At 71.9% G+C, this 15,057-nt stretch carries 10 protein-coding genes; 6 read left to right on the top strand and 4 right to left on the bottom strand.

Annotation, left to right across the window (positions count from 1 at the left end):
* The first annotated feature begins 18 nt into the window (after positions 1–18).
* On the top strand, positions 19–348 hold the full coding sequence (locus ABZ939_RS32315) for a hypothetical protein (protein ID WP_361863186.1): 330 nt from the start codon (positions 19–21) through the stop codon (positions 346–348).
* Here the strand turns inward: ABZ939_RS32315 and ABZ939_RS32310 are convergent.
* Genes ABZ939_RS32310 through ABZ939_RS32295 form a run of 4 tightly spaced genes read right to left on the bottom strand, consistent with a single transcriptional unit; the run spans position 330 to position 5,989 of the window.
* A complete protein-coding gene (locus ABZ939_RS32310) occupies positions 330–962 on the bottom strand; it encodes a spherulation-specific family 4 protein (protein WP_361863183.1) in 633 nt (210 codons plus the stop codon). The two genes, ABZ939_RS32315 and ABZ939_RS32310, sit on opposite strands and share 19 nt — an antisense overlap.
* A 10-nt stretch (positions 963–972) precedes the next feature.
* Positions 973–2,412 carry a hypothetical protein gene (locus tag ABZ939_RS32305; protein WP_361863180.1) on the bottom strand — a complete coding sequence of 480 codons (1,440 nt, stop codon included), beginning with the start codon at positions 2,410–2,412 and terminating at the stop codon, positions 973–975.
* On the bottom strand, positions 2,409–3,929 hold the full coding sequence (gene pelF / locus ABZ939_RS32300; RefSeq protein ID WP_361863177.1) for a GT4 family glycosyltransferase PelF: 1,521 nt from the start codon (positions 3,927–3,929) through the stop codon (positions 2,409–2,411). Before pelF ends, ABZ939_RS32305 begins: the two co-directional genes overlap by 4 nt.
* Before the next feature lie 32 nt (positions 3,930–3,961).
* Positions 3,962–5,989 carry a hypothetical protein gene (locus ABZ939_RS32295; protein ID WP_361863174.1) on the bottom strand — a complete coding sequence of 676 codons (2,028 nt, stop codon included), beginning with the start codon at positions 5,987–5,989 and terminating at the stop codon, positions 3,962–3,964.
* Positions 5,990–6,315: 326 nt separating this feature from the next.
* Here ABZ939_RS32295 and ABZ939_RS32290 point away from each other — a divergent pair, with 326 nt between their 5' ends.
* From ABZ939_RS32290 to aceE, 5 genes are all read left to right on the top strand, one after another.
* Positions 6,316–7,830: a leucyl aminopeptidase gene (locus ABZ939_RS32290; RefSeq protein ID WP_361863171.1), complete on the top strand. Its 1,515-nt coding sequence runs from the start codon at positions 6,316–6,318 to the stop codon at positions 7,828–7,830.
* Between the two features lie 278 nt (positions 7,831–8,108).
* On the top strand, positions 8,109–9,497 hold the full coding sequence (gene lpdA / locus ABZ939_RS32285; protein ID WP_361863168.1) for a dihydrolipoyl dehydrogenase: 1,389 nt from the start codon (positions 8,109–8,111) through the stop codon (positions 9,495–9,497).
* 61 nt (positions 9,498–9,558) lie between these two features.
* Positions 9,559–11,316 (top strand): 2-oxoglutarate dehydrogenase, E2 component, dihydrolipoamide succinyltransferase, encoded by a 1,758-nt coding sequence (gene sucB, locus ABZ939_RS32280; protein ID WP_361863165.1) that lies wholly within the window; start codon positions 9,559–9,561, stop codon positions 11,314–11,316.
* A gap of 106 nt (positions 11,317–11,422) precedes the next feature.
* The gene (locus tag ABZ939_RS32275; protein WP_361863162.1) at positions 11,423–12,046 is read left to right on the top strand and encodes a GntR family transcriptional regulator; all 624 of its coding nucleotides are present in this window, start codon (positions 11,423–11,425) and stop codon (positions 12,044–12,046) included.
* Between the two features lie 284 nt (positions 12,047–12,330).
* Positions 12,331–15,027, top strand: coding sequence for a pyruvate dehydrogenase (acetyl-transferring), homodimeric type (gene aceE / locus ABZ939_RS32270; protein WP_361863159.1), 2,697 nt, complete (start codon positions 12,331–12,333; stop codon positions 15,025–15,027).
* The last annotated feature ends 30 nt before the right edge of the window (positions 15,028–15,057 follow it).

Below are 15,057 nucleotides of genomic sequence, written 5' to 3'. Positions count from 1 at the left end.
CGGCCCGGTCATGAAGGCGTGATCAGACCCACCGAGCGCACCCTGGACGCGGGAACGGCGGTGATCGCCACGTACGACGCGAAGTCCGGGGACTGCATGGACTTCAACACCGGTCTGCGCCACAGCAGGCTGGTGGTGCGGGTCCCCTGCACCGGCTCCTACGACGGCCGGTTCCTGGGCCGGCACACGCTCACCGGCGGCTACCCCGGCGACGAGGCGGCGGAGGACCGGGCGGACAAGGCGTGCGCGACGACGTCCGGTGGCCGCTCCTGGCACACCTGGTCGACCGAGCGGGAGTGGACCGACAACGGCGAGGGCCGGGCCACCTGTTACTCCGTCACCGGCTGAGCCATCGGCTCCAGGGCGTACGGGAGCGTGCCCCAGGGGTGGGCCCCCGCGCCCGGGACCGCGCAGTGGACGCGGGTGGCCGGCAGGACGTCGCGGGGAGCCGCGTAGACCAGGTGGCAGTAGTGGTCGGCGACCGGGAGGTCGAGGGCGCGGTAGGAGTCCCAGGGGCCCTCGAAGGTGACCAGCAGATCCGCGAGCACCGCGTAACCGGGGTCGGGGTGGGCGCCGTGGTTGAGGACCAGCGTCCGGGCTCCGGCGGCGCGCGCGGCGACGCCGATGCGGCGGAAGTGGGCGAGAGCGTCGGGCGCGGTCGGCACCTGGTCGAGGAAGGCGCCGTCGGCCCCGTACCAGTCGCGGTGGCGGAGCAGCTCGCCGACGACCTCGCCGTGCGACCGGCGGCCGTACGCGGTGTCGACGTAGCCGAGCACGCGCGCCCCGGCGGCACGGAGCCGTTCGGCCACGGCGGCGAAGGCAGGATCGAGGGCCTCGCCCGCACCGTTCGCGGGGTTGAGGACGACGCCGTACAGCGACGGCGCGGCCTCGATCACGGCGGCCCAGGCGTCGGGCCGGTCGGCCGGATGCTCGTAGAAGGGCACGAGGAGAGCGGAGTTCACGGTTCCTTCCTCAGACACGGTGGGCGGTCGGCCGTACGAGCAGGGCACAGGCCAGGACGGCCAGGACTGCGGCCGCGGCGCCGGCCACGGCAGGGCCGGCGGTCGGGGTGAAGGTCTGCGCCGCGGCGGCGAGCGTGCACACCGCGGCCGCGCTCCGGACCGCGCCGAACGCCTGGAGCAGCAGGCCGAGCCAGAGCACGATCCCGACGAGCAGCAGCCCGAGGAGCCGGATCCCGCCGAGCTCCGGCGCTCCGGGCCACAGCAGCGTGCCGACGGAGGCGAGGGCGAGCAGCACGGCCAGATACGCGCCAAGGCAGTGGGCCAGCGTCCCCGCGGCCGCACGCCGGAACGCCCGGGCACTGGTGAGGGTGCGCAGCCCGGCGAGGCTCTCGCTGCGGAATCGATACAGCAGCCACTCGGCGGGCCCCATGGACAGGGTGAGCGCGACCACGGGCGCGGCGCCCGTCACGAGGGCGTCGCCGCCCCCCGCGTGCAGCACGAGCAGGCCGGTACCGAGGCCGAAGAGACCGTACGGGAGGGACGCGGTGAGCGGGGGGCCGGACCGGGGCCGCCTCGGGCCGGGCCGCAGCACGATCGCCGCGAAGGCGACCGTGGCCGTCAGGGAGAGGACGAGCAGCCCGGCGCGGAGGGCGTCCGGGAGGTCGTACCAGAACGCGGGCACGGCGCCGGCGAGCGGCAGCAGGGCGCAGAGCAGGGCGCGTTCGCGGCCGAGGACGAGCAGGACGGTCGCGGCCCCGAGGTAGAGGGACTGCCCGGCGGCGAACACGACGACACCCCACGCGCCGGGACCGGCGGCCGCGAGGGCGGCGACGACCGTGCCGACGAGCGCACCCGCCGGAGCCCCGACGAGCAGGGCGCGGGCGGAGGATCCGCGGTCGCCGAGGCCGAGCCAGGAGTACGCGCGGTGGGCGAGGGCCTGGTTCCACACCCACCCGGCCACGGCCCCCGCGAGCAGCGGTCCCGTACCCGGCCCGGCCAGGAGCGGCGCCCCGAGCACGTACGCGAGGCCGGGCAGGGCGAAGACGAGCCCGCGCAGCAGACAGCCGGCGAGCCCGCTGTGCCAGGGCGCGGTGCGTGGGGCCGCCGGCTCGGGGTGGCGCCGCTCCACGCGCGCGTAGAGGTCCTCGGCGAGTGCGAAGGAGTCGGCGCGCCCGTAGGTGAGCCGGATGTGGTCGTCGGTCATCCCGTCGGACTCCAGGATCGCGGCGATCTCGTCGGGATGCACGGCGTCGGCGGCCAACGCGTCGAGCCGGTCGGCGAGTTCGTCGAGCGGGTCGTCGGCGTAGGGCTCCTCCGGGGCCGGGTGGCCGAGGGGTGCTTCGTACGGGCCGTCGGCGACCGCGACGGCGCCACCGTGCGGGCGAGGGCGCGGGATCACCGGCAGGGTGTCCCGCATCGTGCCGTTCTTCAGCCAGAGCGAGCCGCTCATGAGAGGGAGCCTCCGCCGACGAGTTCCTGGCGCCAGGGGTCGGTGAGGCGCACCGTCCAGTCGGCCGAGTCGTCGGGGTCGGCCGGACGGACCGGCTGTCCGGCGAGTTCGCGGTAGATCTGGCGGAAGCCGTCCACCGAGCGGTGCAGGGTGAACCGGTCGACGACCCGCTGCCGGGCCCTGCGGCCGAGTTCGGCCCGCCGCTCCCCGTCACGCAGCAGCTCCGACACGGCCGCGGCCAGCACGGCGGGTTCGCGCGGCGGGACGACGAGTCCGGTGTCGCCGACGGCCTCGCGTACCCCGCCCACGTCCGTGGAGACCGTGGCCCGGCCGCAGGACATGGCTTCGATCAGGGAGAAGGGGAACCCTTCGCTGATCGAGGACAGCACCACCACACTGCCCGCCGCATAGGCTCCGGCCGCATCGGAGACCCGGCCCTCGAAGGTGATGCCGTCGGTGACGCCCAGTTCGGCCGCCAGCTTCTCCAGGCGGGTCTGGTAATCCTCGTTCCCGGCCGGTACCGGGCCGAACAACCGCAGCCTCAGCTCGGGGAGTTCGGCGCGCGAGACCGCGTACGCCCGGATCAGCGTCTCCAGGTCCTTGATGGGGTCGATCCGGCCGCACCAGCTGAGGGTGGGGACCTCGGGTTCGGGCCCGGCGTAGGGGAAGGCGTGCGGGTCGACGCCGTTGTAGACGGTCCGGATGCGGGCGGCGGGTGCGCCGCCGCGCTCCTCCCAGCGCCGGTTGTACTGGTTGCAGGGGGTGATGAGGTCGGCCTTGCGGTAGCCGAGGGTGTTGAGCTCGCGGTAGAAGCCGAGCATCAGGGCCTTGACGGGCCAGCGCTGCGACTCCGTGCGGTAGCCGAGATAGCGCTCCCGCAGATAGATGCCGTGCTCGGTGAGCAGGAAGGGTGCCCCTTCGAAGTGCTGGGCGGCGAGCGCCGGCAGGGTCGCGAGTCCGCTGGAGACGGCGTGCGCGACGCTGCTGCCGGGTATCCGGGCGGCGAGCGGTCTCAGCGCGTGCTCCAGCAGGTCGGTGGCGGTCAGCGCGTCGTGCACGGTGGGCCGGGCCGCGGCCGTCGGCAGGTGCGGCATGGTCCAGATCCACATCAGCGAGCGCAGTACCCGCTCGGAGCGCAGGGCCGCGGTGAGCCCGCCGTTCCGGGCGAGTTCGGCCAGGGCGTAGAGGCCCTCGCCGAAGTCGCAGCCTGCCTCGGGGTCGAGCATGGAGAGCAGGAAGCGCTCGTAGGTGTCGACGAAGCGGCGGCGCGCCCGCCCCCACGGGGCCCGCCCCCGCTCCGGGGCCGGGCCCCAGAGCGGGAAGGCGGTGTGCCGGTAGACGTTCGGCGGCAGCTCCCAGGTGACCGGTTCGCGGCCGCTGCCGGTGAGGGCGAGGACCTGGAAGTCGACCTCGGGCATGCCGCGGACGAGCTGGTCGCACCAGGTGCTGACTCCCCCGTGGACATGCGGATAGGTGCCTTCGGTGAGCATGGTGACGTGACGGCCACTGCTCGGCATGTGCGTTTCCCCCAGAACGTACGGATGGTCGGTCAGGCGGTCGGGAGCCGGAGCGTGATCGTGCTCTGCAGCGGCTCCGGGGCGGTCCAGGCCGAGCGGGCTCCGGCGTACGGCGCCCCGAACGCCGATGTACCGAGGAGGAGTTGCTTGCGGGTGCCCTCGGGGGCGGTGACCGGTGCTGTCCCGCCCGCGGGCGCCTTGACGGTGACGGTGGTGCCGATGCGGTACGCGGTGACCTGGCCGGCCGCGAGCGCCTGGTCCCAGGCGGTGCGGCGGTTCAGTTCGGTGCCGACGTCGCGCTGACGCGGGTTCACCAGGGGGGTGTTGTCGGCGAAGAGGGCCCGGTAGTCGGCGAGTACCCGGTCGATGACGGGGTAGAGGATCCGCTCCTCGGCGAGGTTGGACTGGTGGACGTAGTGCGGGCGCGGGTCGTTCGCCACGATGTGGGAGAGGGCCGTGCGGGCCTCCTGCGGGACGATGTGGGAGGCGTACCCGGTGGCGGTGTCGAGCGGGGCGGGCAGGCAGGTGGAGGCCGGGTTGGACTCGCAGATCCCGCTGCCGCCGTCGGCGCGCGAGGTGTAGATCCAGTTGTACTCGTCGGCCATCTCGGCGGCCGTTCCCACGTTGTAGTACACGTTCATGGGGTGGCGCGGGACGGTCCTGGCGGCGCCGACGGACCGCTGCAGCGGCTCGCGGGAGTTGTCGCTGGCGACCCACTTCACGCCGTTGTCGGAGAGCGCGCCGGCCAGGTTCGGGTTGTCGGCGGACTGCTGCGGGAGGGTCTTCAGGCCGGAGTGCTCGCCGGTGACGAGTTCGGACCGGTCGACGGAGAGACCCTTGCCGACGGCCCAGTTGTGGTTGTTCCTGATCTGTCCGGAGATCTCGCTGCGGCTCATCCACAGGGTGGTTCCGGTGGCGTTCTTGGCGCACTGCCAGGGGACGGTGGAGGTGTCCTGGACGCAGCCGAGGAAGGGGTGGGTGTACGTGTGGTTGACCCAGCGGTACTGGGCGCGGTCGGCGATCAACTGCGCGGCGAGCGGGTCGGTGCCTCCGTGCTCGGTCTTCCACTGCTCGCCCTGGCCGCCGTTGTAGACCATGTCGAGGGTGAAGCCGGCGGCCTTCTGCCAGGCGGCGGCGTACCGGGCGTCGTCGGCGGTCATCCGGACCGGGTTCTCGCCGGCCTCGCCGTCGCCGCCGGGGCAGTCGAAGTCGCCGGGGGTGCAGTTCCGGGCGGTGTCCCAGCGGGCGTCGGGGGCGAAGACGTCGTCGACGTGGACGGAGAAGTAGCTGCGGCTCTGGCCGAGGTGGACGCCCTGGGTGAGCCATTCGACGATGCCGCGGGCGAGCGCCCGGAACTGCCGCTGGTACTGGTTGTAGGCGAAGGTGACGACCAGTTCGCGGCGCCCGTCGTGGGCGTACTCGCCGATGAGGCTGGCCCGGCCGCCGCCGTCGACCGGGATGTCGAGGTAGCTGGTGAAGCCCTCGCGCGGGCGGCCGGCGTAGCCGTAGCTCTCGGAGATCGCCGGGTCGTTGTCCTCGAAGGTCAGCGGCCCGTCCAGGTGGCGGAACGGTCCTGCTTTGCCGGCCGGGGTGACGGAGGCGGCGGTCCCGTCGAGGGGACCGGAGAGTCCCCCCTCGCTGGTGTAGTCGAGACCGACGCCGGGGTGGGCCCAGGTGTACGCGTCGACCTGCGGGATGCCGAAGGTCTTCTCGTAGGCGGAGAGGGCCGCCTGCTCGGCGGAGTCGGGGCCGAAGGCGGCCTCGTGGGGCAGGACGACGCCCTGGTACTTGGCCCGGGGGCGCCCCGAGACGGTGTCGCTGAGGAAGGCGGCGTCGATGACCGGGCGGCCGGAATCGGCCAGATCGACCCGGCGGTACGGGACGCCGGTCGAGCGCAGCTCGGAGGTGATCGCCTCCACTGCGCTGCCGCCGTCGTCGACGACCAGGACGGTGAGGTCGATCCTCGGCACCGCTTCGGCCGCGCTCGCCCCGGCGGACGGGACGACGGTGGCGAGGAGCGCGGCGGCGAGCAGAGATGCCGTCCTGGCTGTTCTGGGCATACGGGATCCGGCAGAGTCCATCGGGTGGTGTCCCCCCTCGACAGGCCCAGCCGGACGTGGGAGGACCTGTGGAGATGATGCGGATGATGCAAAGGAGCGAGTGCTGCCCTTGCGCGAATGAGGCGAGTGTGACCGAGCTCGCCGGGCCCGCGAGGTAAACGTGAAAGAGACACCACGGATGAGTGAATCACCGTCGCCGTGAGCGAACACGAAGAGCGAGCGTAGGCTCGTTCTCGGCGCTCCCCGGGCCGAAATACGATGCGGCGGGCACGGTCGGCCCATCCCTCGACCGCCACAGAACTCAATGGAAGCGAGATTTCACCACCGTGACTGCTCTCACTCTCAGCACTGCCGGTGCGGCGACGCTGCGCGCCGACGCCCTCGTCGTCGGCGTCGCGAAGTCCGGCAAGGGCCTGCTCGTCGCCCCGGGCGCCGAGGCCGTGGACAAGGCGTTCGACGGTAAGCTCGCCGCCGTCCTGGAGACCCTGGGCGCCGCGGGTGCCGAGGGTGAGGCGACCAAGCTGCCCGCCCCCGCCGGTCTGAAGACCCCCGTCGTGCTCGCCGTCGGCCTGGGATCCGCCCCCGAGGACGGCCAGGCGTACGGCGCCGAGGCCCTGCGCCGCGCGGCCGGTACCGCCGCCCGCACCCTGAACGGCGCGAAGAAGGCCGCGTTCGCGCTGCCGATCACCGCTCCCGAGGACGCCGAGGCGATCGCCGAGGGCGCGCTGCTCGGCGCGTACGCCTACACCGCGTACCAGGAAAGCAAGAACGGCAAGGACGCGAAGAAGCCGCTGGCCGAGGTCGCCCTGCTCGGCGCCAAGCCCCGCGACAAGGCGTTCAAGGCCGTCGCCGAGCGCGCGCAGGCGCTCACCGAGGAGATCAACCGCGCCCGCGACCTGATCAACATGCCGCCGAACGACCTCTACCCCGAGACGTTCGCCGCCATCGTCCAGGCCGCGGGCAAGGAGCACGGCCTCAAGGTGCAGGTGCTCGACGAGAAGGCCCTCGACAAGGGCGGCTTCGGCGGCATCCTCGGCGTCGGCAAGGGCGCGGTCCGCGGCCCGCGCCTGGTCCGGGTCGCCTACACCCACCCGAAGGCGGAGAAGACCCTCGCCCTGGTCGGCAAGGGCATCACCTACGACTCGGGCGGCATCTCCCTGAAGCCGGCCGGCCACAACGAGACGATGAAGTGCGACATGAGCGGCGCCGCCGCCGTGTTCGCCGCGGTCGTCGCCGCCGCCCGCCTCGGCCTGGCCGTCAACGTCACCGGCTGGCTGGCGCTGGCCGAGAACATGCCGTCGGGCTCGGCCACCCGCCCCGGCGACGTGCTGCGCATGTACAGCGGCAAGACCGTCGAGGTCCTCAACACCGACGCCGAGGGCCGGCTCGTCCTCGCCGACGCGCTGACCAGGGCCTCGGAGGAGAACCCGGACGCGATCGTCGACGTGGCGACGCTGACCGGCGCGATGGTGCTGGCCCTGGGCAACCGCACCTTCGGCATCATGGCCAACGACGACGACTACCGCACCGCGATCCACGAGATCGCCGAGCAGGTCGGCGAGCAGTCCTGGCCGATGCCGCTCCCGGCGGACCTGCGCAAGGGCATGGACTCGCCCACCGCGGACATCGCGAACATGGGCGAGCGGATGGGCGGCGGCCTGGTCGCCGGTCTGTTCCTGAAGGAGTTCGTCGGCGAGGGCATCACCTGGGCCCACCTCGACATCGCGGGCCCGGCCTTCCACGAGGGGGCGCCGTACGGCTACACCCCGAAGGGCGGCACGGGATCCGCGGTCCGGACGCTGGTGAAGCTCGCGGAGCGGACCGCCGACGGCGAGCTCTGACCCCACACGCACGGTGCACCGGCCCCCGGGTTCTCCGCCCGGGGGCCGTTGCGCTCTCAACGAAATCCGTACGTTCATACGTGCCGGTTACCTGTCCGTACGGGCGATCGGCCGTCTCACAGCCCGGCCCCGCGTCCCGCCTTCCGGCAACAAGTGCGAAGATGGGTTCTCGGCAGGACAGGGCCCCCACCACAGGGCCGAAATAAAAGCGGCCGAACACCAGCCGCCGCCCGGTCACAGGAGACCGGCGACCGGCGCACATGCATGGAGGACGTGACGTGGCGAACGACGCCAGCACCGTTTTCGACCTAGTGATCCTCGGCGGCGGTAGCGGCGGTTATGCCGCGGCGCTGCGCGGAGCGCAGCTGGGCCTGGACGTCGCACTGATCGAGAAGAACAAGCTCGGCGGCACCTGCCTGCACAACGGCTGCATCCCGACGAAGGCCCTGCTCCACGCCGGCGAGGTCGCCGACCAGGCGCGCGAGGCGGAGCAGTTCGGTGTCAAGGCCTCCTTCGAGGGCATCGACATCAAGGCCGTCCACAAGTACAAGGACGATGTGATCTCGGGCCTGTACAAGGGTCTGCAGGGTCTGGTCGCCTCCCGCAAGGTGACGTACATCGAGGGCCACGGCCACCTTTCCTCCCCGACCTCCGTCGACGTGGACGGCCGCCGCGTCGAGGGTCGTCACGTCCTCCTCGCCACCGGCTCCGTTCCGAAGTCGCTGCCGGGCCTGGAGATCGACGGCAACCGGATCATCTCCTCGGACCACGCGCTGACCCTGGACCGGGTCCCGGAGTCCGCGATCATCCTCGGCGGCGGCGTCATCGGCGTCGAGTTCGCCTCCGCGTGGAAGTCCTTCGGCACCGACGTGACCGTCATCGAGGGCCTGAAGCACCTGGTCCCGGTCGAGGACGAGAACAGCTCCAAGCTTCTTGAGCGCGCCTTCCGCAAGCGCGGCATCAAGTTCAACCTCGGCACCTTCTTCCAGTCCGCCGAGTACACCGAGAGCGGTGTCAAGGTCACCCTGGCCGACGGCAAGACCTTCGAGGCGGAGGTCCTGCTCGTCGCCATCGGCCGCGGCCCGGTCTCGGCCGGTCTCGGCTACGAGGAGCAGGGTGTCGCGATGGACCGCGGCTACGTGCTCGTCGACGAGTACATGCGCACGAACGTGCCCACGATCTCCGCGGTCGGCGACCTCGTCCCGACCCTCCAGCTTGCGCACGTCGGCTTCGCCGAGGGCATCCTGGTGGCGGAGCGACTGGCCGGTCTGAAGCCCGTTCCGATCGACTACGACGGCGTGCCGCGGGTGACGTACTGCCACCCCGAGGTCGCCTCCGTCGGTATCACCGAGGCCAAGGCCAAGGAGATCTACGGCGCGGACAAGGTCGTCGCCCTGAAGTACAACCTCGCGGGCAACGGCAAGAGCAAGATCCTCAAGACCGCGGGCGAGATCAAGCTCGTCCAGGTCAAGGACGGTGCCGTGGTCGGCGTCCACATGGTCGGTGACCGCATGGGCGAGCAGGTCGGCGAAGCGCAGCTGATCTACAACTGGGAGGCGCTGCCGGCAGAGGTCGCGCAGCTCATCCACGCCCACCCGACGCAGAACGAGGCGCTCGGCGAGGCGCACCTGGCGCTGGCCGGCAAGCCTCTGCACTCCCACGACTGACGCTCACGTCATCACGGGCGCGACGACCACTTTCCGCAATTCGTTAGGAGCAACTGAAACCATGTCGGTTTCCGTAACCCTGCCGGCGCTCGGCGAGAGCGTCACCGAGGGCACCGTCACCCGCTGGCTCAAGGCCGAGGGTGAGCGTGTCGAGGCCGACGAGCCGCTGCTCGAGGTCTCGACCGACAAGGTCGACACCGAGATCCCCGCCCCCGCCTCGGGCGTCCTCGCCTCCATCAAGGTCGCCGAGGACGAGACGGTCGAGGTCGGCGCCGAGCTGGCCATCATCGACGACGGCTCCGGTGCTGCGGCTGCCGCCCCGGCCCCGGCCGCCGAGCAGGCTGCCGCCCCGGCCGCTCCGGCGCCGGTCGCCGAGGCCCCCGCCCCCGCCGCCCCCGCCCCGGCCCCCGCGGCCGAGGCTCCGGCCGCCGCCCCGGCCGGTGGCGCCACCGGTACGGACGTCGTCCTGCCGGCGCTCGGTGAGTCCGTCACCGAGGGCACCGTCACCCGCTGGCTGAAGTCGGTCGGCGAGACCGTCGAGGCCGACGAGCCGCTGCTCGAGGTCTCCACGGACAAGGTCGACACCGAGATCCCGGCCCCGGCTTCGGGTGTCCTGCTGGAGATCGTCGTCGCCGAGGACGAGACCGCCGAGGTCGGCGCCAAGCTGGCCGTCATCGGTGCCGCGGGTGCCGCTCCGGCCGCTGCCCCGGCCCCGGCCGCTCCGGCTCCGGCCGCTGCGCCCGCCGCCCCGGCCCCGGCTCCGGCCCCCGCGGCTCCGGCCGCCCCGGTCGCCGCTCCGGCTCCGGTCGCGCCCGCCGCCCCGGCCGCTCCGGCTCCGGCCGCTCCGGCTCCGGTCACCCCGGCTCCCGCCCCCGCCGCCGCACAGCCGGTGGACGACGGCGCCTACGTGACCCCGCTGGTCCGCAAGCTCGCCTCCGAGAACGGCATCGACCTGGCGTCCGTCAAGGGCACCGGCGTCGGCGGCCGTATCCGCAAGCAGGACGTCCTCGCGGCCGCCGAGGCCAAGAAGGCCGCCCCGGCCCCCGCCGCTGCCGCCCCGGCCGCCGCGAAGGCCCCGGCCCTCGAGGTCTCCCCGCTGCGCGGTCAGACCGTCAAGATGACCCGCATGCGCAAGGTCATCGGCGACAACATGATGAAGGCGCTGCACGGCCAGGCCCAGCTGACCTCGGTCGTCGAGGTCGACATCACCAAGCTGATGAAGCTGCGCAACCAGGCGAAGAACTCCTTCGCCGCGCGTGAGGGCGTCAAGCTGTCCCCGATGCCGTTCTTCGTGAAGGCGGCGGCCCAGGCGCTGAAGGCCCACCCGGTCATCAACGCCCGGATCAACGAGGACGAGGGCACCATCACGTACTTCGACTCGGAGAACATCGGCATCGCCGTGGACTCCGAGAAGGGTCTGATGACCCCGGTCATCAAGGGTGCGGGCGACCTGAACATCGCCGGCATCGCCAAGAAGACCGCGGAGCTCGCGGGCGCGGTGCGCGCCAGCAAGATCACGCCGGACGACCTCGCCGGTGCGACCTTCACGATCTCCAACACCGGCTCGCGCGGTGCGCTGTTCGACACGATCATCGTGCCCCCGAACCAGGTCGCCATCCTGGGCATCGGTGCCACGGTCCGTCGTCCGGTCGTCGTGAACCACCCGGACCTGGGTGAGACGATCGCGATCCGCGACATGACGTACGTCGCGCTCTCCTACGACCACCGCCTGGTGGACGGCGCCGACGCGGCCCGTTACCTGACGGCCGTCAAGGCGATCCTTGAGGCCGGCGAGTTCGAGGTCGAGCTCGGCCTGTAAGGCAACGTAACGAGCCTCACCTGCGGCGCCCCCACCCGGAAGTGTTTCCGGGTGGGGGCGCCGCCGTATTGTCTTGAGTGTCAACGCGTCCCTAAGGAGCGGCTTCATGAGCGTGCCCGTCGTCCACTCGCTGCGCGAACAGATCCGCGAGCACATCGTGGAGGGCATCGTCAGCGGCCGCTGGAAGCCGGGCGAGCGGATCGTCGAGCGCCGCATCGCGACGGAGCTCGAGGTCAGCCAGACGCCGGTGCGTGAGGCGCTGCGCGAGTTGGAGTCGCTGCGGCTGATCGAGTCCTCGCCCAACAAGGGCGTACGGGTGCGGAACCTCACCGCGGCCGACCTGGAGGAGAGCTACCCGGTCCGGGCCGGTCTGGAACAGATCGCCGCGGAGCTGGCGGCGACGCGGCTGGCGGCCGACTGCTCCGCCCTGGAGCCGCACGTGGCGGCGCTGTACGAGGCGGACCGGACGGCCGACGGCACTGCGCAGGTCCGGCACACGGTGGCCTTCCACCGGGAGCTGGTGAAGGCGGCCGGGAACGGCGTCCTGCTGCACACCTGGGAGGGCCTGGGCATCGAGGTGTTCACGGCGCTGTCGATCCGCTGGCTCGGCACGGTCCAGAAGTCGTACGCGGAGGAGCACCAGGAGCTCGTGGAGGCCTTCCGCCGCGGCGACCCGAACATCGGCAACCTCGTCAAGGCCCACGTCCTCGGCTGCGCGCCCAGGGCCTGACGGCAGCATCGCGTACCCCTGAGCGGGCCCCCGACGGGGGCCCGCTCATTCGTGCGCCCCCACCCTCATTCGGCTCCCCACCTGCGAAAACAAGGCACCCGGTGCCCACTTTCGCGGCACCCTGTGCCGACTTTCTCGATCTGAACAGGTTTTCGCCTTCAACCCTTTGATCGATCATCGATCGGCGGCTTACAGTCTTCGGCGGGCCGCTACCCGGCCCTTCGCCCTGTCCTGCCAGACAAGGCACCCCTTCTCCACCCCCACCTGTCCGGAAGGCGGCGATCATGACCGATCCCGTAGGCAAGATTCCGAGCGAGCTCGACCAGCTCCCGGACCGTGACACCGAGGAGACCGCCGAGTGGGCGGCCTCCCTGGACGCCGTCACCAAGGCCGCCGGCCCGCACCGGGCCGCCTACCTGATGCGCCGCACGCTGCAGCACGCCGAGGGCGCCGGTCTCGCCCTGCCCAAGCTGCTGGAGACGGATTACGTCAACTCCATCCCCACCTCCGCGGAGCCCGTCGTCGACGGCGACGAGGAGATGGAGCGGAGGATCACCGCCTGGAACCGCTGGAACGCGGCCGCCATGGTCACCCGCGGTGCGAAGCACGGCGTCGGCGGCCACATCGCCACCTTCGCCTCCGCCGCGTGGCTCTACGAGACCGGCTTCAACCACTTCTTCAAGGGCAAGGAAGCCGACGGTTCCGGCGACCAGCTCTACATCCAGGGCCACGCCTCCCCCGGCATCTACGCCCGCGCGTTCCTCGACGGCCGCCTCACCGAGGCCCACCTCGACAACTTCCGGCAGGAGTCGGGCGGCAACGGCCTCCCCTCCTACCCGCACCCGCGCCGCCTTCCCTGGCTGTGGGAGTTCCCGACCGTCTCCATGGGTCTGGGCCCGCTCTCCGCCATCTACCAGGCGCGCTTCAACCGCTACCTCACCAACCGCGGCATCAAGGACGTCTCCGCGTCCCACGTGTGGGCGTTCCTCGGTGACGGCGAGATGGACGAGCCCGAGTCGACCGCGGCACTCGCACTCGCCGCCCGCGAGGGTCTGGACAACCTGACCTTCGTCATCAACTGCAACCTGCAGCGCCTCGACGGCCCGGTCCGCGCCAACTTCAAGATCGTGCAGGAGCTGGAGGCCCAGTTCCGCGGCGCCGGCTGGAACGTCGTGAAGTCGCTGTGGGGCGGCGCCTGGGACGAGCTGTTCGCGCTCGACACCACCGGCGCCCTCGTCCGCCGCCTCCGCGAGGTCCCGGACGCGCAGGTCCAGACGTACCAGACCCGTGACGCCGCCTACATCCGCCAGGACTTCTTCGGCTCCGACCCGGCGCTCGTCGCGATGGCGCAGCTGCTCAGCGACGACAAGATCCTCGAGTGCTTCCACCTCTCGCGCGGTGGCCACGAGCCGCGCAAGGTGTACGCCGCGTACAAGGCCGCGCTGGAGTTCAAGGGCGCGCCGACGGTCGTCCTCGCGCAGACCGTGAAGGGCTTCACCCTCGGCGAGGGCTTCGCCTCCAAGAACGCGAACCACCAGATGAAGAAGCTGTCGGTGGACGAGTTCAAGGCCATGCGCGACCTGCTCGACCTGCCGATCTCGGACGCGCAGTTCGTCGACGGCGTGGTCCCCTACGGCCACCCCGGCGCCGACTCCCCCGAGGTCCGGTACCTCCAGGAGCGCCGCGCGGCCCTCGGCGGCCCGGCCCCGGCCCGCCGCACGCAGGCGCTCGCCCCGCTGCCGGCGCCTGCGGAGAAGGCGTTCGCCGCCTTCGACAAGGGCTCCGGCTCGCAGTCCGTGGCGACCACCATGGCCTTCGTACGCCTGGTCAAGGACCTGGTCCGCGACAAGGAGACCGGCAAGCGCTGGGTCCCGATCGTCCCGGACGAGGCCCGTACCTTCGGTATGGAGTCGCTGTTCCCGTCGCTCGGCATCTACTCGCCGAAGGGCCAGACGTACGAGCCGGTCGACCGCGACCAGCTGATGTACTACAAGGAGGCCGTCAACGGCCAGATCCTCAACGAGGGGATCACCGAGGCCGGCTCGATGGCGGACTTCATCGCCGCTTCGTCGTCGTACGCGACGCACGGCGAGGCGATGATCCCCTTCTACATCTTCTACTCGATGTTCGGCTGGCAGCGCACCGCCGACCAGATGTGGCAGCTCGGCGACCAGCTCGGCCGCGGCTTCCTCGTCGGCGCCACCGCGGGCCGTACGACGCTGACCGGTGAGGGTCTGCAGCACGCGGACGGCCACTCCCCGATGATCGCGGCCACCAACCCGGCGGCGCTGACGTACGACCCGGCGTTCGCCTACGAGGTCGCGGCCATCGTCAAGGAGGGTCTGCGCCGGATGTACGGCGAGGCCGCCGAGGGCGAGGACCAGAACGTCTTCTACTACCTCACCGTCTACAACGAGCCGATGCCGCAGCCGGCCAAGCCGGCCGGTGTCGACGAGGGCATCATCAAGGGCCTCTACCGCTTCAACACGGCGGAGTCGGCCGGTCTCGACCTGCCCGCCAACCCGGCGCGCATCCAGCTGCTCTCCTCCGGCACGGCCATCCACTGGGCCCTGGAGGCGCAGAAGCTGCTCGCCGCCGAGTGGGGCGTGGGCGCCGACGTGTGGTCCGCGACCTCGTGGACGGAGCTGCGGCGCGACGCGCTGGAGGCCGACGCGGCGCTGCTGCGCGGCGAGGAGCGGACCCCGTACGTCCGCCAGGCGCTGGAGGGCGTCGAGTCCCCGGTCCTCGCGGTGTCGGACTACATGCGTCAGGTCCCCGACCAGATCGCCCAGTGGGTCGAGCAGGACTGGTCCTCGCTCGGTGCGGACGGCTTCGGTCTCTCCGACACCCGCGAGGCGGCCCGCCGCCACTTCGGTGTCGACGCGCAGTCGATCGTCGTCGCGGCCCTCGCCCAGCTGGCGCGGCGCGGCGAGGTCCCGGCCTCGGCCGTGAAGGAGGCGCGCGAGCGCTACGGCCTGTAAGGCAGCTGATCAGCCGGGCAGAATGCGTGT

Origin of the sequence: Streptomyces sp. NPDC046712, assembly GCF_040645695.1 — a bacterium.
GTDB lineage: Bacteria > Actinomycetota > Actinomycetes > Streptomycetales > Streptomycetaceae > Streptomyces.
Note: the sequence above shows the minus strand (reverse complement) of the source record. Positions and strands in the feature narration are given on the sequence as shown.